The following is a 21,213-nucleotide window of genomic DNA, read 5'->3' on the forward strand; positions in this document are numbered from 1 at the left end:
CACTCGATTCAAACGTTGCATGACGCTATTGAAGCGACAAGAAAATTCCCCCTCAAGCGCACAAGTATTTCGAAAAATAATCGGAAATACTTGCCGCGATCTTTTTGAATTAATTCGGCACGTTTTCCCGAATCGATCGGAAATCGAGCAGTTTTCGGAAACTTTGCGGTCGCCGCCAACCCTTTGTGGACAAGCTATTGGCATCAATGCCCGGAATTATTTTTTATTTTTTTATTTGCATCCGATGCTACCGCGGAAAATTTTTCCTGATGAATGGCCGATGAATATCGGGCAGTGGGCCCGGTTTTATTGTCGATTTACTTCATGCTACAACGACAGGCACTGACATCAACCGTGGAGAGTGTCATCATGAATGCTCCGGCCGTGGCAGCCGAAACGCGCCATTCTTCTTCCGCCGCCCCCGTCACCGGCACGCGCCTCGCGGTGCAACCGGTGATTCTTGCCGGCGGCTCCGGCACACGCCTGTGGCCGATGTCGCGCGAACGTTTTCCGAAACAGCTCATTGGCCTGCTCGGCGATCATTCGCTGCTGCAGTCGACCGCACTGCGCCTCGACGGCCTCGAGGCCGTCCATCCGCTGAACGACGACGTGCTGATCGTGTGCGGCGAGGATCATCGCTTCACGACCGCCGAACAGCTGCGCCTGACGGCCAAGAACGCGACGATCATGCTCGAGCCGCTCGGCCGCGACACCGCGCCCGCGCTGACGCTCGCCGCGCTGCGGCTCGTCGCCGACGGCAACGATGCGGTGATGACCGTGATGCCGGCCGACCATGCGGTCGCCGACCTGCCGCGCTTTCACGCAGCCGTCGCGGCCGGCGTGCACTGCGCCGCGCAAGGCAAGATCGCGACGATGGGCATCGTGCCGAAGCACGCGGAAACCGGCTACGGCTACATCCGCGTCGGCGCGCCGCTCGGCGACGCCGCGACGGGCAGCCTCGACGTGCGCCGCCTCGACCGTTTCGTCGAGAAGCCGCACCTCGAACTCGCTCAGCAGTACGTCGCGTCGGGCGAATACTGGTGGAACAGCGGGATCTTCATCGTGCGCGCCTCGGTCTGGCTGAAGGCGATCCGCCAGCTCGAACCGGCGATCTACGCCGCGTGCGAACAGGCGGTCGCACAAGGCAGGGACGACGGCGATTTCTTCCGCGTCGATCGCGACGCATTCGCTGCTTCGCCGTCGAACTCGATCGACTATGCGGTGATGGAGCCGCTCGCGAGCCTGCCGCAATTGTGCGAGAGCGTCGTCGTGCCGCTCGACGCCGGCTGGTCGGACGTCGGTTCGTGGGACGCGATCTGGCAGATCTCGCCGAAGGACGATGCGGAGAACGTCGGCCGCGGCCACGTGCTGTTCGAAGACGCCGAATCGACTTTCGCGCATTCGGAAAGCCGGCTCGTCGCCTGCGTCGGCACGCGGAACCTCGTCGTCGTCGAAACGCCCGACGCCGTGCTCGTCGCGGACAAATCGCGCGTGCAGGACGTGAAGAAGATCGTCGGACGCATCAAGGCGCAACGCGGCGCGGAAGCCACCGATCACCGCAAGGTGCACCGCCCGTGGGGCCACTACGACTCGGTCGACATGGGCGAGCGCTTCCAGGTGAAACGCATCGTCGTGAAGCCGGGCGCGCAACTGTCGCTGCAGATGCACCACCACCGCGCCGAGCACTGGATCGTCGTGCGCGGCACCGCGCGCATCACGCGCGGCGACGAAACGTTCCTGCTGTCCGAAAACGAATCGACGTACATCCCGCTCGGCGTCTCGCATCGCCTGGAGAATCCGGGCAAGATGCCGCTCGAACTGATCGAAGTGCAATCGGGCGCATATCTCGGCGAGGACGACATCGTCCGCTTCGACGATACCTACGGCCGCCAGTGATGCATCAAACGCCGGGAGCGCTGCCGTCGTGGCAGCGCTCCCGGCAACGCGGCCATGGAGAGACTGGGCAACTGCGCGGGCGTCGTGGCACACGACGGCCCGCGCATTGCATTGACACCGCGATCAACCGACGCGATACGCGTACTCGCGGCGTTCCGACTGCACGGGATCGTTGCGGCTTTCGGACATCGCGCCCGCGTGACGCTCGGCGATGAAACGCTTGATGTCCGACTCCGCACGCGCCAGCGCGGACAGGCCGACCAGCACCTCGCTTTGCGGCTCGCGCGCCGGCTCGTCGCTCGCGCCATGGCGATCGATCCACTGGCGCGCCCAGTCGAGCGCGAACTGCTCGGCTTCCTCGGCATCGGTGAAGCGCGGGCCGATGAGGCCCGAGCGCTCCACGCGCCGGTCGCCCTGCGAGATCTCGGCCCACGCCCGATACATCAGGTTCTGCACGGGCTGCGCGATGCCGCTGATCGTATAGCCGCGATACTCGTCGACTTGCGGTTCGGCCGCGGCGAAGCTCGTCGCCGATGCGCGCGCATGGCGCAGCTCGGCCGCCGGCGCCCCGGGCACCACGAACGACGCGTCGGACCGGTCGATCACCGCATCGACCTGCATCGCGCTGATCGACGCACCTTCGCCCTCCCAAACGTTTGCCTGCGCAACCGGCAATTGCCACGACTCGGGGTTTTGCCAGAACACGCCGCGCAAGCGATCGTTGTCGGGCACGGGCTCCGCGCGACGCGCAGGCACTGCCGCCTCCGGCGGCGGCGGAATATACGCGAACGTGCGCCCGCTGAACTGGGTCAGTACGTCGATCATCTTCAGCAGCGTGCCGTTCGCCAGCCACTCTTCATAGCGGCGACGGCACGTCGGCCCGGACGGATAGCGGCCGGGCAGCTTGGACCAGGCTTCACCGGTCGTCAGGATCCACAGCACCGCATTCGCGACGACGCGCGGTTCGGCGCGTGGACGCCCACGACGATTCAGCCGGATGGGTTCATCGGCGATCAGCGTTGAAAGACGAACCCACTCTTCATCGTTAAGCTCATCGAAGAACATAGTAGATCTCTCCACGCAGCCAGGCCGGGCTGCGATTGGCGGCGCCTTCGCGACACAATCGCGTCGCCCGGCGGCCAGGTTGCACATTATGGTTATCCGGTGTTGTGCATACCGGGCGACACCGCACTTTCACGGTGCCGCAATTCCCGGCAATGGCGCACAAGTCACGGTCTCACTCCAATGTGGGAATTTTTGTGCACGAAGCATACCATCCTCAGGGTTTATCTCAATATGACAATGACTTAATGTTACGCACTGAAACATCCAGCCATTGATGCGCAATCTATTTACGCTTGAATTTTTTTGCGAGATCTTTATGCCCGTCGCTGCAAAGGCCCGTCTGGCGGGGCTCTGCAGGGTATGAAGAATGCCCTGAAATAAGCTGTTACAGGCTGATCCGGCCCTTGTCGGCAACAATCGCAAGAATTGCTGCCGAAAATCGGTAAATCACGGGAAAATTCGTAACAAGATATTCACGAATCGGTAAATCATTCAATTTCCGTTCATCGTGATTATCTCCGTGCACAATCTTTTTATTGTTTCTCTGCGAGTGATGAAAGCGCGATGACGCGCGATGCACGGTATGTCCCCGCATGCAACCTCGTGACGCCTGTTACATTTTCGCGGCGACACGCGTGCGGCCATGCCGCCCGGCGAGCGGAGACCTGTTTCGGGTCGGAACGGGACGGCTGAAACCGGCGCCCGGGACGCGCGGCAGTCACGTCAGCGCAGATCGCCGGCCAGCGATGCGGCCACGTCCGCGTCCACGCGCTGCGGCGGCATCGCGTAGGCCGGGTGATCGCAGCCGATCGACAGCGCCGCCCCGCCCTTGAGCGCCGTGCGCATCGGCGCGTCGAGTTCGAAGCGCACGAAGTGCACGGCCGACGTTTTCTCGGCGGTGTCGCGCTCGAGATCCTCGTCGGCGATCGCATAGACGCTCGCATGCCCGTCGACCTGCACGTACACGCGATCCTCGACACCGATCAGCCGCGCGAGCGCCGCACGCCGCTCGGCCTCGTGCTCGTATTCGATCTGCATCGTCGCCTTCAGGTTGGTGCCGTCGGGTATCAACGGCAGATACGCTTCCAGTTCGCCTTCGATGCCTGCCTCGTCGAAAATCTTCTCGATGTGCAGCATCTCCTGGATCTGATAGCGGATCGTCGTCTCGTCCTCGAACAGGAAGCGCAGGTGATTGCCGAGCGCCACCGCGCGGCGGCGCTTGTACGCGACGAGCCGCGCGTGTTCGGCCCGGCGGATCTTGGCGTACGCCTCGAGCGTCAGCAGGGAGTCGCGGGTCAGCGTCATGAGCAGTCCTCGTGGATGGCAGGCCTCGAATCAGATCCCGTACGCGCGGCGCAGCAGCGTGAGCGGATGCGCGAGCGGCGCGGACGGCAGCCCCTTCTCGTCGATGCCCTGCACGATGTGATGGCCGGCCAGCGCGCAGTCGGACGACACGACATCCGGTTGCGGCTCGGCCATCGCCTTGAACACGGGCGCGCCGATCCGCATCGCGTCCGCATGGAATTCCTTCTTCACGCCGAACGTGCCCGCATGGCCCGAGCAACGCTCGACGACGTTCACGCGCGTATCGGGCACGAGCGACAACGCGTCGGCCGTCTTGCGGCCGATGTTCTGCACGCGCGCATGGCACGGCACGTGATACGACACGGTACCGAGGCCGGTCTTGAAATCGGTCTTCAGCAGCCCGTCGCGATGCCGCGCGATCACGTATTCGAACGGATCCCAGAATGCGTCGGCCACCGCGCGCACCGCCTCGTCGCCGGGGAACATCAGCGGCAGCTCGCTCTTGTACATCAGCACGCAGCTCGGAATCGCGCCGATCAGCGCATAGCCTTCGCGCGCGTAGCGTTCGAGCACCGGCATGTTCACGGCCTTCTTCGCGGCAACGCCGGCGAGGTTGCCCTGCTCAAGCAGCGGCATCCCGCAACAGGCTTCGCGCGTGACGAGCTCGTACGGGATGTCGTTGTGCGCGAGGATCGCGAGCAGGTCGTGGCCGATGCCGGGTTCGTTGAAATTCACGTAGCACGTCGCGTAGATCGCGACCTTGCCGGGCGTGCGTTCGCCATCGCGCACGGGCGGGTTGTCCGAGCGCTTCGCGGCGCGCCGGAACTTGCGCGGCGCGAACGCCGGCAGCCATGCGTTGCGATCGACGCCGAGCGCCGCTTCGAGCGCGTGGCGGGCGGGCGGCGTGCGATTCACCGCGTTGACTGCCTGCGTGACGATCGGAATGCCCGCGAAATGACCGAGCGCATCGGTATTCGACAGCACCTTGTCGCGCAACGCCACTTCGCCGCGCCGGTAGCGTGCGGCCTTGCCGCGCAACATCAGGTGCGGGAAGTCGACGTTCCATGCGTGCGGCGGCACGTACGGGCATTTCGTCATGTAGCAGAGGTCGCACAGATAGCACTGGTCGACGACCTTGCCGAACGCTTCCTTCGGTACTTCCTCGATGTCGCCCATCGGCGTGTCGTCGACCAGGTCGAACAGCGCCGGGAACGCGCCGCACAGCGACACGCAGCGCCGGCAGCCCGCGCAGATGTCGAACACGCGCGTCATTTCCGCATCGATCGCGGCCTGGTCGTAGAACGCATCGGACTGCCAGTCGAGCGGATGCCGGGTCGGGGCTTCGAGACTGCCTTCCTTGTGGGGCATGGGGGCGCTCCAGCGTGGCGCGCATGCGCGCGAGCGCGCCGCCCGCGCACTGCGGGCAGCGGTGAACGAACAGCCGGCCGCATGCCGGTCGCACGGCGATGCCGTGCGGCCCGCGGCGGCCCGTCAGTCGACGAGACTGTCCAGCGCCTTCGTATAGCGGTTTGCGTGGCTGCGTTCGGCCTTCGCGAGCGTTTCGAACCAGTTCGCGATTTCGTCGAAGCCTTCGTCGCGGGCCGTCTTCGCCATGCCCGGATACATGTCGGTGTATTCGTGCGTCTCGCCGGCGATCGCCGATTCGAGATTCAGCCGCGACGAACCGAACGGCAAGCCCGTGGCCGGATCGCCGACGGCTTCCAGGTATTCGAGATGGCCGTGCGCATGGCCGGTTTCGCCTTCGGCGGTCGAGCGGAACAGCGCGGCGACGTCGTTCTGCCCTTCGACGTCGGCCTTCGAAGCGAAATACAGATAGCGCCGGTTCGCCTGCGATTCGCCTGCGAATGCGGCCTTCAGGTTCTCTTCGGTCTTGCTGCCCTTGAGTTGAGCCATTTGCGCCTCCGTTCGAGTCGGCGCGGCCGCGTGCGAAGCCGGGCCGATGATGTATGTGGGGAACGATGCGTGTGCCGCGGCGCACGCATCGTGCTCTTCAATCTAGGCGCTCGCGTTCGCATCCCCCAATAGGCTTTTTCAATGCGCGTGATAGCGTCGGGCGGTGTCAGGCAGTGCCAGGCGAGACGCGGGTGGTGTTGGGACGGCAAGCTGGACGCACTCTCGTGCGTCATGGGTCATGCGTCATGCATCCGTCGCACGCTTGAGCAGCAATTCGCGTTCGCGTTCGTTGCGCGTCAGTTCCGCCGCGCGGCGGAACTCGAGCTTGGCCTCGTCGGCGCGGCCGAGCTTCGCCAGCAGGTCGCCGCGCACGCTCGGCAGCCAGTGATAGCGTGCCAGCGCAGGATCGTCGCGCAGCGCGTCGACGAGCTCGAGCGCCGCGGCCGGCCCGAACGCCATCCCCACCGCCACCGCACGATTCAGCTCGACGACGGGCGATGGCGCGACCTCGGCGAGCGCGTCGTACAGCGCGACGATCTGCGCCCAGTCGGTATCCGACGCGTGCCGCGCACGTGCATGACAGGCGGCCAGCGCAGCCTGCAGCGCATACCGCCCGCGCACGCCGCCGAGCTTCGTCGCCCGCTCCAGCGCCGCGAGGCCGCGCCGGATCAGCAGCGGATCCCAGCGGCTGCGGTCCTGGTCGAGCAGCAGCACGGGCCGGCCCTGTGCATCGGTGCGCGCATGCATGCGCGACGCCTGCAGTTCCATCAGCGCGACGAGCCCGAACACTTCGCTTTCGTCCGGCGCGAGCCCGGCCAGCACGCGGCCGAGCCGCAGCGCTTCGTCGCACAGCGCCGGACGCGTCCAGTCGTCGCCGGCGGTCGCCGCATGGCCTTCGTTGAACACGAGGTAGATCACTTCGAGCACCGACGCGAGCCGCGCGGGCCGCGCATCGGCGGCCGGCACCTCGAACGGCACGTGCGCGGCCGAGAGCGTGCGCTTCGCGCGCACGATCCGCTGCGCGATCGTCGGCTCGGGCGTCAGGAACGCGCGTGCGATCTCGCCCGTCGTCAGCCCGCCGAGCAGCCGCAGCGTCAGCGCGACACGTGCATCGGTCGACAGCACCGGGTGGCACGACGTGAAGATCAGCCGCAGCAGATCGTCGCCGATGTCGTCGTCGCTCGCGTCGGCGAGCGCCTCCGCGATGTCGGGGACGACGTGCGCCTCGAGCGCGTCCATCTCGTGCCCGAGCTGGTCGCGCTTCGCCGCATGCAGCGACTCCTGCCGGACGCGGTCGAGCGCGCGACGCTTCACGGCCGTCATCAGCCAGGCGGCCGGGTTGTCGGGCACGCCGTCGACGGGCCAGTGCTCGAGCGCCGCGACGAGCGTGTCCTGCGCCAGCTCCTCGGCCACGCCGACGTCGCGCACCACGCGCGCGGCGCGCGCGATGATCTTCGGCGCCTCGATTCGCCAGACCGCTTCGATCGCACGATGCGTCGCCTCGAGCGTCACGACGCCTGCCCCGCGGCCGGCGCGTCCAGCGGCATGGCCATCAGCTCCCATGCGTGGCCGTCCGGATCGTCGAACCCGTGGCCGTACATGTTCGGGTACTCGCGCGGCGCCTGCGGCGCGGAGCCACCGGCCGCGAGCGCCTTCGCGACGATCGCGTCGACCTCGGCGCGGCTTTCGCACGACAGGCACGACAGCACCTGGACCTGCGTTGCAGGATCGATGATCGTCTTGCCGGTAAAGGTCTGGAAAAACGGCCGCACGAGCAGCATCGCGAAGATCGCGTCGCTGATCTTGATGCAGGCGGCCATGTCGTTGGTGTATTCGGGCACGACTTCGAAGCCGAGCGCCTGGTAGAACGCCTTCGAGCGCGGCAGGTCGGCCACGGGCAGGTTGATGAAGACCATCTTGTGCATGACGGGTGCTCCCGGTGAGGTTGGACTCAGGTGGACGTTCAGGCGCCGGTGCGGCCGACGTGGAGATCGCGGAACCGCTCGACCGCATCGCTCGGCGTGAGGTCGTCGAGCTCGAACAGCGGCCGCACCTCGATCTCGCAATCCATCTCGGCACCGAACGGCGCGGGAAACCGGCGCGTCCACTCGAGCGCCTCGTCGCGCGAACGCACCTGGATCAGCGTATAGCCGGCGATCAGCTCCTTCGTTTCGGCGAACGGGCCGTCGATCACGGTGCCCTTGCCGCCCGTGTAGCGCACGCGCCAGCCGCGCGCGCTCGGCCGCAACCCGTTCGCGTCGAGCAGCACGCCGGCCTTGGCCAGCTCCTCGTGATAGACGGTCATGGCTTCGACCAGCCGGTTGTCCGGCAACGCGTCGGATTCGCTGACGGCGTTCGCCCGGATCATGATCATGAATCGCATCGTTTACTCCTTGTCGTCGATGGAAGGAGGCGCCCGTTCATCGGGGCCTTATCCGGACGACGGACGAAAGACGGCCGAATCGACACGCGCCGCGACAGATCAGGGTAAATACCGAGTCGCAGCCGTCACAGGAAGCACGGACCGACCGCGCGGACCTCGACCGTGCACCATTGCGCGGCCGGACACTGGCGTGCGATCTCGATCGCCTCTTCGCGCGTGTCGACGTCGACGAGGAAGAAGCCGCCGACCATTTCCTTCGCCTCCGCGAACGGGCCGTCGAGCAGGCGCGTCTCGCCGTCGCGCACCTGCACGCGCGTGCCGCGCTCGGAACGCTCCAGCGACTCGACGCCGCGCAGCACGCCGCGCGCCTTCAGCGTCTCGGCGAAATCGACCATCCGCGCGTACAGCGCCTGACCTTCGTCGAGCGTGCGCTCGGCACGCTGCTCGGTCGGCTCGACAATCAACAGCATGTAAGACATGGGCATCTCCTGTGGGAACGGGGCGCGGCAATGTTCGGTGCGCGATCGGCAAGCGACGCCCGATGCGAAAGCGTAACAGCCGCGATGCGGCCTGCCGGCATCGTTGGCCGACCGGCACTGGCCTGACGGCCAATTCGGCCGCTTCCTGACATTTTGCCTTCAGGATGTAGGGCCGAACCGTTGGATTTTCTTCCTGTGGACCGTCCCATGTCACGCCTGCTGCCACTGCCTGCCATTGCGCTGTCGCTCGCCCTCTCCGCCCGCCCGGCCATCGCCGCGCTGCCGGTCAGCGCGGGCTGCGGCGGCGCGACCTCGGCGATCGCCGACCTCCGCCGCGGCGACGGCCCGTCGCCGGTGGCCGGGCACACGACGTCGATCGAGGCCGTCGTCACCGCGACGTTCGGCGGGCCCGACGGCCTCGGCGGCTTCTTCGTCCAGCAGGCCGATGCGCAGCGCACGCACAAGCCGGGCGTCCCGGAAGGCCTGTTCGTGTACGCGCCGAACGCGCGTGCGAATGCAGGCGATCTCGTGCATCTCATCGGCCGGATCGACGATCGATACGGCCGCACGCAGTTCACGCTGACGGGCGGCATCGCGGTCTGTGCGCGCGGGCAGGCGGTCACGCCCGCCACGCTCACGCTGCCGGTCGCCACGCCGGCCGTGCTGGCCGCGCACGAAGGCATGCTGGTGCGCCTGCCGCAAACGCTGACGGTCAGCGATACGCACGAACTCGGCCGCTACGGCAGCGTCGTGCTCAGCAACGGCCGGCTGCGCATCCCGACCCAGGTCGCGCCGCCCGCCGAAGCCGCTGCGCTCGCGGCGGCCAACGCGCGCAACCGCATCGTGCTCGACGATGGCTCGAACCGCCGCGATCGCGCGGCCGTCTGCTATCCGCCGCCCGCACTGAGCGCCGCCAACACGCTTCGCGCGGGCTACACAGTACGCGGCGTCGAAGGCGTGCTCGAACTGCGCTACGGCGCGTGGCGGCTGCAACCGGCCGGCGCCGCGCCGGCATTCGACGCCACGGCGAACCCGCGTCCCGATGCACCGGCCCGGCATCCCGATGCCGACGTGCGCATCGTGTCGTTCAACGTATTCAACTATTTCAACGGCGACGGCCACGGCGGCGGATTCGGTGCCGCGGCCGATCGCGGCGCAAAAACGCCTGCCGCGTTCGCGCGGCAGGAAGCGAAGATCGTCGCGGCGTTGCGCGCGCTGAATGCCGACGTAATCGGGCTGATGGAAATCGCGAACAACGGCTACGGCGACACGAGCGCCATCCGGCGTCTCGCCACGCAACTCGGCGACGGCTGGCGCGCGGTCGATCCCGGTACCGCGCGGCTCGGCCGCGATGCGATCGCGGTTGCGCTGCTGTATGACAGCCGCACGGTCGAGCCGGCCGGGCGTGCCGCCACTGTCACGCTGGGCGGCCGGCACCGGCCGCCGCTCGCACGGACATTCCGGCGCATCGGCGGCACACGGGCGTTCACGGTCGCGGTCAATCACCTGAAGTCGAAGAACTGCCCGCATGCGAGCGGCGCCGATCGCGACCAGTCGGACGGCCAGGGCTGCTGGAATGCCGCGCGCACGCGGGCGGCCGTGCGCATCGCCGACTGGCTCGCCACGTCGCCGACGGGTGCCGCGGCCGACGGCGTGCTGCTGATCGGCGACCTGAACAGCTATGCGAAGGAAGATCCCGTTCGCGCGCTGGAGGCGCGCGGCTATGCGAACCTGGTGCCCCGCTTCGCCGGCGACGCTGCGTACAGCTATGTATTTCGCGGTGAGGCCGGCAGCCTTGATCATGCGCTCGCGACGCCGGCACTCGCCGCGCGCGTCAAGGCCGTGCACGTCTGGCACATCAACGCCGACGAACCGTTTGCACTGCAACCGGTGCCCGATTACAAAACGGCCGCGCACCGGTCGTCCTATTACGCACCCGACGCGTATCGCTCGTCGGACCACGATCCCGTCGTCGTCGACCTCGCACTGGGGCACCGTTCCCGAATGCCGGCCGCAGGCACAAACCCTGCTCGCAAGTACGCCGTCGATTAGTGCATTTGCATCAGCCTGTCGCCTGCAATGGCACTATTTACCTGGCACCCCGGGCGACGCCATATTTACCGGACATTCACTTCGTATCGCTGTCTGTTGCACACGTTTCGCCCAATTGAGAATTTTTTTCAATCGTCGCGCGGCCCCGCACGGCGGGGCTTCCCGGCGATCCTGCCGACGAATTGAAAAATTGTCTCGAAACTCAATTGGATCAGGCGAATCACATTGGTTGCTGGGATTCGTCTTATCTTCAAACTGGCCTTGAATCGAAGGAGGATAAACATCATGGCGCTCACCGACTCGATCGAACACAAGCTGGACCGCGGCCTGGCCGACATCCGTCGCACCGGCCGGCGCGTGGGACGCACGACGCGCTCGGCCGCCCGCGACCTGCATGCCGACGTGACCGACGATCTGCGCGGGCTGGTCGACGAACTGGAAGACCTGCTGAAAAACGATGGCGACGGCGATATCGCCGCACTGCGCAAGCGCGTGCAATCCAGGCTCGATGAAGCACGCAGCGCGCTCGACTACGCGTCGGGCAGCGCAGCCGCCCGGCTGCGCGATTCGGCCGAACGCGTGTCGCAGGCCGTGCACGACAACCCGTGGCAAACCGCCGGTGTCGTGGCCGGTCTCGCGTTCGTTGCGGGCCTGCTCCTTTCCCGCCGTTGACCGCGGCCAGCCGCCCCGCTGCCCGCACCGCCCATCTTCAATCAGACAACGAAGGAGAACCGCCATGCAGAAATCCCTCGCCATGAAAGCCGCCGCCGCCGTGATGCTCGGCAGCCTCGCGCTGGCCGGCTGCACGACCACACCCGACAAGCCGGATAACGCGTCGGCCAGTGCGTCGAAGCGGCAATCAATCGACGCCAGCGTGAACGCCACGCTGTCGCGCCTCTATTCGACGGTGCCCGGCTCGCGTGAACTCGTCGCGAAATCGCGCGGCACGCTCGTGTTCCCGAACGTGCTGCAGGCCGGCTTCATCGTCGGCGGCCAGTCCGGCAACGGCGCACTGCGCGTCGGCGGCAGCACCGTCGGCTACTACAACACGTCGTCGCTGTCGGTCGGCCTGCAGGCCGGCGCGCAGTCGAAGGCGATCGTGTTCCTGTTCATGACGCAGGATGCGCTCGACTCGTTCCGCAAGTCCGAAGGCTGGGCCGCCGGCGCCGACGCATCGGTCGCGGTCGTGAAGGTCGGCGCGAACGGCGCGGTCGACACCACCACGGCCACCGCACCGGTCGAGGTGCTGGTCCTGACCAACGCCGGCCTGATGGGCGACCTGTCGGTGAACGGCACGAAGGTCACGAAGCTCAATATCTGACGATGCGGCACGCGGCCTCGCGCCGCTTATGCTTCCCGGCAGCGCCGCGGCCTTCGCCGCGGCGTTTTCGCATGGGCCACACGCAGCGGCTATGATGGCGGGGCCTTTGCGGGCATACTCCCGTTCGGGCCGCCCCACGCCGCGTTCCGCCGCGAACCCGTGACGTTCGCGAGCCGATCGCGCCCCGGGCAACGCAATTCAATCAAACGAAGCAACAATCTGCGCGAACGCCATCCATGGAAAGCGGACACGATCACCAAAAATTCTTCTATTTCCTGCTGGCCGCGGTCACCGTCGGGCTCTGCTGGATCCTCGCGCCGTTCTCCGGCGCCGTGTTCTGGGGCACCATTCTCGCGATCCTGTTCCAGCCCGTGCAGCGCTGGCTCGCCGCACGCTTCGGCAAGCGGCGCAACCTGGCCGCGCTCGTGACGATGTCGCTGATCATCCTGATCGTGATCCTGCCGCTCGTGTTCGTCGCGGCAACGCTCGTGCAGGAAATCGCGTACGTGTACCAGGAACTGAAGGACGCCCAGCCGAATTATTCGCAGTACTTCCACGACATCATTCACGCGCTGCCGACGTCGATCCAGAACCTGCTGCAGAAATACGGGCTGACCAACATCCCGGGCATCCAGAAGAAGCTGACCGACGGCGCCGCGCAGATCAGCCAGTTCGCGGCCACCCAGGCGCTCAGCATCGGCCAGAACACGTTCCAGTTCGTCGTGAGCTTCGGCGTGATGCTGTACATGGTGTTCTTCCTGCTGCGCGACGGCGGCGAGATCGGCCGCCGCGTGCGCCGCGCGATACCGCTCGACGAAGAGCACAAGAACCTGCTGCTCGCAAAATTCACGACGGTCGTGCGCGCGACCGTGAAGGGCAACATCGCGGTCGCACTCGTGCAGGGTGCGCTCGGCGGCCTGATCTTCTGGATCCTCGGGATCGAGGGCGTCGTGCTGTGGGGCTCGCTGATGGCGTTCCTGTCGCTGCTGCCCGCGATCGGCGCGAGCCTCGTATGGGTACCGGCCGCGCTCTACTTCCTGATGATCGGCGCGATCTGGAAATGCGTGATCCTGGTCGCGTTCTGCGTCGGCGTGATCGGCCTCGTCGACAACCTGCTGCGCCCGATCCTGGTCGGCAAGGACACGAAGATGCCCGACTGGGTCGTGCTGATCTCGACGCTCGGCGGGATGGCGCTGTTCGGCATCAACGGCTTCGTGATCGGGCCGCTCGTCGCCGCGCTGTTCATGGCGAGCTGGGACATCTACGCACGCTCGGAACAGGGTGAATGACGCGCCGCAGGGCCGGCGTGCGGTGATCTGCACACCTGCTGAAACCGTCCGTCACGGATGACGGATGCGGATCACGACGGGCGCTACGGCGCCCGTTTCGTCGTCTGCCGCCACCGTCATCATGCCGCCATACGGGCCGACGCGATACGCACGGCCCGATACCAGCGGCACGCTCCGATCGTCGTGTGCATCGCGCCAGGTTGCGCGCACGCCCGAACCCGCATCCAGCTCGAGCGGCGTGCCGTCGGCCGCGGCCAGCGTCACATGGGCGCCGGCCAAGCGCCGGCCGTGCGCATCGAACCGCAGTGTCGCCACCGCGCTGCGTGCCACCTCCGGCCCTTCGACGAAGGCGCCGGACGGCGCATCGAACGTCACGTCGTAGAGATCGACGAGTGCGCCCGTGAAATGCACGACGCCGTCCGACCGGGCCTGCCCGTTTGCCGCCGCATTCGACATGGCCAGCGCGACACCGAGCCCCAACGCAATCCTCCGCACGGCACCCGTACTCCACACTGTTCGATCGTGCACCGCGCCCGTTGCCGATGCCGCCCGCTTCGCGTCGTTTCGCATGTTTCCTCTCCCCTTCGCGTGACCAGAAAAAAAGGCGGCGTGACGCGTCGGTCACGCCGCCTGTCTGCTGGCAATCACTTTAGGGAGAGCGGCCGCGACAATATATGGGACAAGTCCTAAACTGCGGCCCGGTCGATCGTACTCAATGCGGTCGACACGCCCTTGCGACACGGTGCGTCCCACATCGCACGCCCGTCACGCGTCGGGATCGACGCGCAGCACGAGCTTGCCGCGATGGTCGCCGTCGAACAGGCGATTGAGCACGTCGGGCGCATTCTCGAGACCATCCGCAACAGTCTCCTCTGCCTTGAGCCGGCCGTCGCGCAGCCAGCCGGAAAGCGTCTGCACGGCTTCGCGGCTCTTGCGGTAGTCGAGGATCAGGAAGCCGCGCATCGTCAGCCGTTTCGAGATCAGCACGCCGACGTCGTCGGCCGCGCGGCCGCTGTTGTAGTTCGAGATCACGCCGCACAGCGCGACGCGCCCGCCGATCACCATCCGCGACAGCACCGCGCGCATCACCTCGCCGCCGACGTTCTCGAAGTTCACGTGCACGCCGTCCGGCGTCGCCGCCTTCAGTTGCTGCCGGAAATCGTCGGCCTTGTAGTCGACGGCCGCGTCGAAGCCGAGCGTCTCGGTCAGGTAGCGGCACTTGTCCGCACCGCCCGCGATGCCGACCACGCGCGCGCCGTGGATCTTGCCGATCTGCCCGGCGATCGAGCCGACCGACCCGGCCGCCGCCGACACGACGAGCGTCTCGCCCGGCTGCACCGGCGCGATGTCGGTCAGCCCGTAGTACGCGGTCAACCCGCTCATCCCGCACGCGCCGAGCAGCGTCGGCAGCGGCAGGCCCGACTGCGCGGGCAGCTTCACGAGCTGCGCGGCCTGGTCGGCCGGCACGACCGCGTAGTCCTGCCAGCCGACGAGCCCCTGCACGAGATCGCCTTCCGCGAAACCCGCATGACGCGATGCAACCACGCGCCCGATGCCGAGCGCACGCATCACCTCGCCGATCGCGACGGGCGGCAGGTACTGCGGCACGTCGCTCATCCACACGCGGTTGGTCGGGTCCATCGACAGATACAGCACGCGCACGAGCACCTCGCCGTCCGCAAGCGCCGGCACCGGCGTCTCGACGAGCGAAAAGTGTTCGCGGCCGACGCGCCCTTCGGGGCGCGTCTTCAGCAGCAGTTGGCGGTTCACGGGTGTCGACACGATGTTCTCCTCCGGTCGTGGTGGTTCGGGATGCGTATCAGACCACGCACATGCCGCCGTCGATCACGAGTTCGGCGGCCGTCACGAAGCGGCTCTCGTCGGATGCGAGATACACGGCCGCGTGCGCGACGTCGTCCGGCTCGCCGAGCCGGCGCAGCGGAATGCCGCGCGCGAGCTTGCGCGTTGCGTCGCGTTCGCCGAGCGACTGGAACAGCGGCTCGACGATCCCCGTGCGGATGAACGCGGGGTGAATCGAATTGCAGCGCACGTCGATCTCGCGGCGCGCACAGTCGATCGCGACCGACTTCGTCAGCGACGCGACCGCCGCCTTCGACGCGTTGTACGCGGTGAAATCCGGCTCGACCTTGAACGCGGCGACCGACGAGATGTTGATGATCGACGCGGGATGGCTCTCAGCCAGATACGACAGCGCATGCTTGCAGCCGAGCACGATGCTCTCGACGTTGATCGCCATCACGCGCCGCCACTCGTCCAGCTCGATCTGCGCGGGCGAGCCGATCGAACCGACGCCCGCGTTGTTGACGAGCACCGACAGCCCGCCCATCGCGTCGACCGCCTGCGTGAGCAGCGCCTGCCAGCGCGCTTCGTCGCGCACGTCCTGCGTCGCGGCGAATGCGACCGGCGTGGCATGCCCGGCGTTGAGTTCCTGTGCGAAGGCGTCGAGCACCGCCGCGTCGGCGATGTCGGTCAGGAACACGCGCGCCCCCTGCTCGACCATCCGGCGCGCAATCGCGCGACCGAGGCCGCCCGCGGCGCCCGTGATGTATGCGCACTTGCCTGCGAGGCGCGATGAAACGGCTGTCATGTGACTGGCTCCTGTCATGAATCGTCGTCGCGGAACGCTGCCGCGACGGGTTTTCCGTGCGTACCCCGGCCAACGCAGGCCGGTTGCCCGTGCGTCGTCGTGACGACGCGCAGCACGGTTTCCCCGAGTATATCGAGATGACCGTGACGCCTGCCGCGCAGTCCCGGCCGCAGGCCCCGGTTGAACGTCAGCCAGCGTACGCGAATGCCACCAATCGATGAAATGAATATTCGTAATACCCGGTCATAAACATCGTTCATGACCTTCCCGCGCCTGCACGAACGCACGAGCGGGCGCGGCTGATCCGGTGGATCGGCCGATTCGTCGATTCGGGAAATGGAAAGCGTGGCGTTCCGCGACGCGGGACGCGTTCAGGACCGGAAATCAGGCAACCGCCGGACGCACGCCGGCGGGAAACGGTCAACCGTCAGAATGCGTCGCCCGACGGCGCGTGCACGAACGCGCAGAGCTGCGGCGAATGCGTGTCGATCATCTGCTGGAACGGTGCGCGGTGCCCGTACGCGATGCCCGACACGAGCAGCAGGCAGACCGCCGCGATCCGCGGCGAGAACGCACGCTGTCGCGCGCCGTCGTAGCCGCGCAGGAACACCAGGGCGACCAGCGCGCCGAGCATCCAGCCGACGACGACTTCAGGCATGGTGTGCGAGTGGTCGAACACGCGCGCGACGGCCGTGACCGCGCCGACGGCCAGCCCGGCCGCGATGCCGGGCGCCTTGCCTGGCCGGAATGCCTGCCACAGCATCGACAGCGCGACCGTCCACACGGACGTCGACAGCATCGTATGGCCGCTGATCACGCGGAAATCGAATTGCGGCAGCTCGATGCCGCACCCGGCATAGAGGATCTTCGTCGCGCCGACGAGGCCCATGCCGGCGGCCAGCAGCACGCCCCAGCGGACGGCGAGGCGCCGGTCGGTCAACGCCAGCCATGCCGCGCACGTCAGCGCGATCGGCAAGGTCAGCGCGGCATCGCCGAGGTTGCTGATTTCACTCCACATAACGGACTTCGGACAACGATGGAAAGGCCGCAGTTTACCGCATGCGCGCACCGCGGCTGTGTCAGCCTGTGACAGGCTGTATCAGCCGGCGACGCCGGTAATCAACAACAGGTTCGTGCCGGTGATGACGACGAACAGCGCCCACGCGGCGACCTGCATCCCGCGTCCGATCGTGTGCTCGCCCATCGTGTTGCGATCGCTGACCGAGCGGATCAGCGGCCACATCGCGAACGGCAGTTGCAGGCTCAGCAGCACCTGGCTCCACACGAGCAGCTGCCCGACCGAGCCGTCGCCGAGCCACAGCACGCCGATCAGCGCCGGCACGAGCGCGAGGCCGCGCGTGATCAGCCGGCGCTGATAGCACGGGATCTTCGTATGCAGGAAGCCGTCCATGATCACCTGGCCGGCGATCGTGCCGGTCAGCGTCGAGCTCTGCCCCGACGCGAGCAGCGCGATGCCGAACAGCAGCGCGGCCGCGCCGCCCGCGATCGGCGTAATCAGTTTGTAGGCCTGTTCGATATCGGTCACGTTGTGCTGGCCGGTCGCATGAAACGCCGCGCCGGCCACGACCAGGATCGCCGCGTTGACGAGCATCGCGACGAACAGCGACACGATGGTATCGATGCGCACGAGCGCGAGCGTGTCGCGGATCGTCCCGCGCGCGCCGCCGACGACACGCCGCGTCTGCACGACCGACGAATGCAGGTACAGGTTGTGCGGCATGATCGTCGCGCCGACGATGCCGAGCGCGAGCACGATCGCGTCCTTGCGGTCGTGGCCCGGATCGCCCGGCACGAGCCCGCCGACCACCGCATGCCAGTCGGGCGGCGTGATCGCGACCTGCGCGACGAAGCAGAACGCCATCGTCGCGATCAGCCCGAGCACGATCGCCTCGATCTGCCGGAAACCCTTGCCCTGCAGGCCGAGCACGATCATCGTGTCGAGCGCGGTCAGCACGATCCCCCACGCGAGCGGCACGCCGAGCAGCAGCTTGAACGCGAGCGCGCAGCCGAGGACTTCCGCGATGTCGCACGCGATGATCGACACTTCGGCGGTCACCCACTGCACGACGCGGCCGAACCGGCCGTAGCGGTCATAGCTGGCCTGCGCGAGATCCTTGCCCGCGACGAGGCCGAGCCGCGCCGCAAGCATCTGCAGGAAGATCGCCGCGAGGCTCGAGAACGCGACGACCCACAGCAGCGAATAGCCGAACTGCGAGCCTGCCTGGATGTCGGTCGCCCAGTTGCCGGGATCCATGTAGCCGATCGCGACGAGCAGGCCGGGGCCGAAGAACCGCTTGAGCTTCTGCCAGCGCGGCGCGCCGGCGTCGATGGTGATGCTGCCCTTTACTTCCGACGGGCAGAAAGGGGCGGTGGCGGTAGTGGGGAGGAAGGGCATGGAAACCGGGAATCGAGATCGCGACAGGCCGATTTTACGGGTATCCGTCCCGTTTTCTCGTGCGCGTCAATACACGCGTCGCAACTCATCCCCTCGCTGTCGCACGACGCGGCGCCGGAAGCGTCGTCCGCATCGAGCGGCACGGTGCCGTGATTCAGGATCCGCTCCCGCTCGGCGACGCGAAATTCGGTCGGCGACATCAGCAGGCGCTGGCGAAACAGCTTCGCGAGCCGCTCGCCGCTGCCGAACCCGGTACGCCGTGCCACCTTGTCGGCCGGCAGCGTCGTATGAATCAGCATGTGGCATGCACGCTCGAGCCGCACGTGCTGGACGAACTCGGTCGGCGTCACGCCGATCTCCTTCTTGAAGCGCCGCAGGAAATTGCGCTCGCTCATCGCCGCGGCCTGCGCAGCGCTCGCGATCGAGATGCGGTTCACGCTCTGCGCGCGCAGCCGCTGCGCCGACATCCGGATCGGCGGGCTCGCGCTCAGTTCGCGAAACGCCCACATCGATTGTGCATAGCGCTGCTCGACCGGCCGCATCATGTTGCAGGCGATCTCCTGCGCGGCGCTGTCGCCGAGATCGACGCGGAACATGTCGAGCGCGGCAGCGAACACGTCGGTCTCGCCGGCCTGCAGTTCGACCGTCGTCGCGGCACGGCGCCCGCCGCGGCCGGGCCGCACGTCGATCGCGGACGACGGCCCTTGCGTAGCCGCGAGCGCGGGCAGGTCCATCGCATCGACGATCCAGCGCGCATGCCGGCGAATGTCGGTCAGGCGCCGCTGCAGCGCGTCATCCCAATTGACGGCCGCGCGATCGCCGTGAAGATGAAAGAACGCGAGTGCGCGACGACCATGCTCGTCACCGAGCGGATCGGCCGCAATTCTCACGCCGGACGACGACTGCAACAGTCCCCCGCTTTCGGATACGTATTTCAGCTGGTAATCCGCACTGTACGGCTGCAGGCGATTCGCCAGGTTGAACGCCTCGCCGAGACGCGCGGCCTGGGCCAACGAAAAACCCGTACTCAAATAGATAACGACCCACCGCTCATCTGCTGCATTCACTGGCCAAGCCCCCGACTTGTTCGACTTCTTCTAATACCGTCGAACTGTCAGGCTTATATTTGGTTTGAATGCGTGCGACAGGACGGCTATCCCGAAATATGAAGCGACGGCATCTTAGCCGAACGGGTAGCGCCTTTGGCACGAAATGGCCGACGCGGACAGCATGATGGCGGATTACTACAGGCTGTCGCACATTGCCGGTATGCCGGCACAGAATCACGCATGCAATGCGGCCGATCGTTGCGGCCGTCTTGCGTGGCGATGCATGTGTCGTGATGCACCGCGCACCGGATGACGCCGCGCGCGCGAACCGGTTCGAACGGCATCGATACGCATCGAACGCACTCGATCGGCACACACGACACGCCGCGCATCCGTTGCCCGTGCATCCTTTAGAATCGATCCACCGTTCACCACGACAGCCGCGCTCCGTGCCCGCCGATCATCGTCTCGACCTGAACCTGTTTCGCGTGCTCGACGCCGTCTACGTGCACGGCGGCATCGGCGCGGCCGCCCGCGCGCTGCATCTCACGCAACCGGCCGTCACGCATGCCCTCAACCGGCTGCGTGCGCATTTCGACGATCCGCTGTTCGTGCGCCAAGGCAATCGCGTCGCGCCGACCGAACGCACACGCGCAATCATCGCGGACGTGCAACTGCACCTGAAGGGCCTGCAACGCACCGTGCGCGATCCGTCGGCATTCGATCCCGCGACGCTCGACCTGAGCATCGCCGTCGGCATTCGCGACGTGCTGGAATCGATTGCGTTGCCGCGGATCGTCGCGGCATTCGCCGACGAAGCGCCGGGCCTGCGGCTCGTGAGCCGTCGCATCGCGGTGCCCGACATCGAGCGCGAACTCGCATCGGGCAATGCCGACCTCGTCGTCGATCGTCGCGTGCAGACGGGCCCGCGCATCGCGACCGAGCACCTGCTCGACGATTCGCTCGTCGTCGCGCTGCGGCGCGATCATCCGCTGGCATGCACGCCGCTGCGGCGCAGCGACTATTTCGCGGCGCAGCACATCGCGGTGTCGTCGCTCGGCGAACCGCAATCGCTCGACGTGCTGCTCGGCAACGACGGACGCTTCCGCGATATCCGCCTCACCTGCCAGCACTATTTCGCCGCGTGCCAGATCGCCGCGGCCGGCGACCTGCTGGTCACGCTACCGCACACCTATGCGCTGCGCATGGCCGCGCTGCTGCCGATCGTCGTGCGGCCGCTGCCGTTGCGGCTCAAGCCGTTCCCGCTCCTCGCGTACTGGCACGAATCGCGCGACACCGATCGCGCGCACCAGTGGGTACGCGAACGCATCGCCGCGCTCGTGCGCAGCAGCGCCGGCGCCGCCGACGCATCGCCGCACGCCGGGACGGTATGCTGACGGCTGCGCGCCGCCGTGCGGCGCCCGCTTTCCACTTCC

General features: G+C 66.9%; 21 protein-coding genes. 6 read left to right on the forward strand and 15 right to left on the reverse strand.

Translation table 11 applies throughout. The features are described from left to right. Positions 1–369: 369 nt before the first annotated feature. Complete coding sequence (locus AC5LXX_RS26665) at positions 370–1,896, forward strand: mannose-1-phosphate guanylyltransferase/mannose-6-phosphate isomerase (RefSeq protein ID WP_493411642.1); 1,527 nt, start codon at positions 370–372, stop codon at positions 1,894–1,896. Positions 1,897–2,019: 123 nt separating this feature from the next. Here AC5LXX_RS26665 and AC5LXX_RS26670 read toward each other — a convergent pair whose 3' ends face one another. The 8 genes from AC5LXX_RS26670 to AC5LXX_RS26705 form a co-directional block, all read right to left on the reverse strand. After that, on the reverse strand, positions 2,020–2,961 hold the full coding sequence (locus AC5LXX_RS26670) for a DUF6566 family protein (protein WP_124447251.1): 942 nt from the start codon (positions 2,959–2,961) through the stop codon (positions 2,020–2,022). 723 nt (positions 2,962–3,684) lie between these two features. Next, positions 3,685–4,266 (reverse strand): DUF3501 family protein, encoded by a 582-nt coding sequence (locus tag AC5LXX_RS26675; RefSeq protein ID WP_493411643.1) that lies wholly within the window; start codon positions 4,264–4,266, stop codon positions 3,685–3,687. A 30-nt stretch (positions 4,267–4,296) separates the two neighbouring features. Next, positions 4,297–5,634 (reverse strand): heterodisulfide reductase-related iron-sulfur binding cluster, encoded by a 1,338-nt coding sequence (locus AC5LXX_RS26680; RefSeq protein ID WP_493411644.1) that lies wholly within the window; start codon positions 5,632–5,634, stop codon positions 4,297–4,299. 123 nt (positions 5,635–5,757) lie between these two features. Continuing rightward, positions 5,758–6,180, reverse strand: a complete 423-nt coding sequence (locus tag AC5LXX_RS26685) for a rubrerythrin family protein (RefSeq protein WP_006497294.1) — start codon at positions 6,178–6,180, stop codon at positions 5,758–5,760. Positions 6,181–6,423: 243 nt separating this feature from the next. Beyond that, the gene (locus tag AC5LXX_RS26690; RefSeq protein ID WP_493413421.1) at positions 6,424–7,692 is read right to left on the reverse strand and encodes an RNA polymerase sigma factor; all 1,269 of its coding nucleotides are present in this window, start codon (positions 7,690–7,692) and stop codon (positions 6,424–6,426) included. Further along, the gene (locus AC5LXX_RS26695; RefSeq protein WP_493403642.1) at positions 7,689–8,105 is read right to left on the reverse strand and encodes a VOC family protein; all 417 of its coding nucleotides are present in this window, start codon (positions 8,103–8,105) and stop codon (positions 7,689–7,691) included. Before AC5LXX_RS26695 ends, AC5LXX_RS26690 begins: the two co-directional genes overlap by 4 nt. Positions 8,106–8,143: 38 nt before the next feature. Then, positions 8,144–8,563: a YciI family protein gene (locus tag AC5LXX_RS26700; RefSeq protein WP_493411645.1), complete on the reverse strand. Its 420-nt coding sequence runs from the start codon at positions 8,561–8,563 to the stop codon at positions 8,144–8,146. Between the two features lie 125 nt (positions 8,564–8,688). After that, on the reverse strand, positions 8,689–9,042 hold the full coding sequence (locus AC5LXX_RS26705) for a YciI family protein (RefSeq protein WP_034185688.1): 354 nt from the start codon (positions 9,040–9,042) through the stop codon (positions 8,689–8,691). A 207-nt stretch (positions 9,043–9,249) separates the two neighbouring features. On the opposite strand from AC5LXX_RS26705, the gene AC5LXX_RS26710 reads away from it, so the two are divergent. From AC5LXX_RS26710 to AC5LXX_RS26725, 4 genes are all read left to right on the forward strand, one after another. Then, on the forward strand, positions 9,250–11,094 hold the full coding sequence (locus AC5LXX_RS26710) for an ExeM/NucH family extracellular endonuclease (protein ID WP_493411646.1): 1,845 nt from the start codon (positions 9,250–9,252) through the stop codon (positions 11,092–11,094). Positions 11,095–11,379: 285 nt separating this feature from the next. Beyond that, positions 11,380–11,766, forward strand: a complete 387-nt coding sequence (locus AC5LXX_RS26715) for an ElaB/YgaM/YqjD family protein (protein WP_124447249.1) — start codon at positions 11,380–11,382, stop codon at positions 11,764–11,766. A gap of 64 nt (positions 11,767–11,830) precedes the next feature. Beyond that, a complete protein-coding gene (locus AC5LXX_RS26720; RefSeq protein ID WP_124446388.1) occupies positions 11,831–12,415 on the forward strand; it encodes a BPSL1445 family SYLF domain-containing lipoprotein in 585 nt (194 codons plus the stop codon). 236 nt (positions 12,416–12,651) lie between these two features. After that, positions 12,652–13,704 (forward strand): AI-2E family transporter, encoded by a 1,053-nt coding sequence (locus AC5LXX_RS26725; RefSeq protein ID WP_493411647.1) that lies wholly within the window; start codon positions 12,652–12,654, stop codon positions 13,702–13,704. Positions 13,705–13,755: 51 nt separating this feature from the next. Here the strand turns inward: AC5LXX_RS26725 and AC5LXX_RS26730 are convergent, their stop codons facing one another. From AC5LXX_RS26730 to AC5LXX_RS26760, 7 genes are all read right to left on the reverse strand, one after another. Beyond that, a complete protein-coding gene (locus AC5LXX_RS26730; RefSeq protein WP_493411648.1) occupies positions 13,756–14,274 on the reverse strand; it encodes a thioesterase in 519 nt (172 codons plus the stop codon). 195 nt (positions 14,275–14,469) lie between these two features. Further along, positions 14,470–15,486, reverse strand: a complete 1,017-nt coding sequence (locus AC5LXX_RS26735) for an NADP-dependent oxidoreductase (protein ID WP_322081663.1) — start codon at positions 15,484–15,486, stop codon at positions 14,470–14,472. Between the two features lie 37 nt (positions 15,487–15,523). After that, positions 15,524–16,312, reverse strand: coding sequence for an SDR family oxidoreductase (locus AC5LXX_RS26740; RefSeq protein WP_493411649.1), 789 nt, complete (start codon positions 16,310–16,312; stop codon positions 15,524–15,526). A 14-nt stretch (positions 16,313–16,326) separates the two neighbouring features. Beyond that, on the reverse strand, positions 16,327–16,572 hold the full coding sequence (locus tag AC5LXX_RS26745; RefSeq protein WP_493411650.1) for a hypothetical protein: 246 nt from the start codon (positions 16,570–16,572) through the stop codon (positions 16,327–16,329). Between the two features lie 167 nt (positions 16,573–16,739). After that, on the reverse strand, positions 16,740–17,330 hold the full coding sequence (locus AC5LXX_RS26750) for a phosphatase PAP2 family protein (RefSeq protein ID WP_493411651.1): 591 nt from the start codon (positions 17,328–17,330) through the stop codon (positions 16,740–16,742). An 81-nt stretch (positions 17,331–17,411) separates the two neighbouring features. Further along, the gene (locus tag AC5LXX_RS26755) at positions 17,412–18,728 is read right to left on the reverse strand and encodes an Nramp family divalent metal transporter (RefSeq protein WP_493411652.1); all 1,317 of its coding nucleotides are present in this window, start codon (positions 18,726–18,728) and stop codon (positions 17,412–17,414) included. Next, entirely contained in the window at positions 18,677–19,741 is a 1,065-nt protein-coding gene (locus AC5LXX_RS26760; RefSeq protein WP_493411653.1) for a helix-turn-helix domain-containing protein, read from the reverse strand. Before AC5LXX_RS26760 ends, AC5LXX_RS26755 begins: the two co-directional genes overlap by 52 nt. 485 nt (positions 19,742–20,226) lie before the next feature. Between AC5LXX_RS26760 and AC5LXX_RS26765 the strand changes: the two genes are divergently transcribed. Further along, complete coding sequence (locus AC5LXX_RS26765) at positions 20,227–21,174, forward strand: LysR family transcriptional regulator (RefSeq protein ID WP_493411654.1); 948 nt, start codon at positions 20,227–20,229, stop codon at positions 21,172–21,174. Positions 21,175–21,213 lie beyond the last annotated feature (39 nt).

The organism is Burkholderia torrens (assembly GCF_984668525.1).

Coding starts and splice junctions, on each gene's coding strand:
- AC5LXX_RS26665 (WP_493411642.1), top strand. CDS start 370: ATGAATGCTCCGGCCGTGGCAGCCGAAACGCGCCATTCTTCTTCCGCC.
- AC5LXX_RS26670 (WP_124447251.1), bottom strand. CDS start 2,961: ATGTTCTTCGATGAGCTTAACGATGAAGAGTGGGTTCGTCTTTCAACG.
- AC5LXX_RS26675 (WP_493411643.1), bottom strand. CDS start 4,266: ATGACGCTGACCCGCGACTCCCTGCTGACGCTCGAGGCGTACGCCAAG.
- AC5LXX_RS26680 (WP_493411644.1), bottom strand. CDS start 5,634: ATGCCCCACAAGGAAGGCAGTCTCGAAGCCCCGACCCGGCATCCGCTC.
- AC5LXX_RS26685 (WP_006497294.1), bottom strand. CDS start 6,180: ATGGCTCAACTCAAGGGCAGCAAGACCGAAGAGAACCTGAAGGCCGCA.
- AC5LXX_RS26695 (WP_493403642.1), bottom strand. CDS start 8,105: ATGCACAAGATGGTCTTCATCAACCTGCCCGTGGCCGACCTGCCGCGC.
- AC5LXX_RS26700 (WP_493411645.1), bottom strand. CDS start 8,563: ATGCGATTCATGATCATGATCCGGGCGAACGCCGTCAGCGAATCCGAC.
- AC5LXX_RS26705 (WP_034185688.1), bottom strand. CDS start 9,042: ATGTCTTACATGCTGTTGATTGTCGAGCCGACCGAGCAGCGTGCCGAG.
- AC5LXX_RS26710 (WP_493411646.1), top strand. CDS start 9,250: ATGTCACGCCTGCTGCCACTGCCTGCCATTGCGCTGTCGCTCGCCCTC.
- AC5LXX_RS26715 (WP_124447249.1), top strand. CDS start 11,380: ATGGCGCTCACCGACTCGATCGAACACAAGCTGGACCGCGGCCTGGCC.
- AC5LXX_RS26720 (WP_124446388.1), top strand. CDS start 11,831: ATGCAGAAATCCCTCGCCATGAAAGCCGCCGCCGCCGTGATGCTCGGC.
- AC5LXX_RS26725 (WP_493411647.1), top strand. CDS start 12,652: ATGGAAAGCGGACACGATCACCAAAAATTCTTCTATTTCCTGCTGGCC.
- AC5LXX_RS26730 (WP_493411648.1), bottom strand. CDS start 14,274: ATGCGAAACGACGCGAAGCGGGCGGCATCGGCAACGGGCGCGGTGCAC.
- AC5LXX_RS26740 (WP_493411649.1), bottom strand. CDS start 16,312: ATGACAGCCGTTTCATCGCGCCTCGCAGGCAAGTGCGCATACATCACG.
- AC5LXX_RS26745 (WP_493411650.1), bottom strand. CDS start 16,572: ATGAACGATGTTTATGACCGGGTATTACGAATATTCATTTCATCGATT.
- AC5LXX_RS26750 (WP_493411651.1), bottom strand. CDS start 17,330: ATGTGGAGTGAAATCAGCAACCTCGGCGATGCCGCGCTGACCTTGCCG.
- AC5LXX_RS26755 (WP_493411652.1), bottom strand. CDS start 18,728: ATGCCCTTCCTCCCCACTACCGCCACCGCCCCTTTCTGCCCGTCGGAA.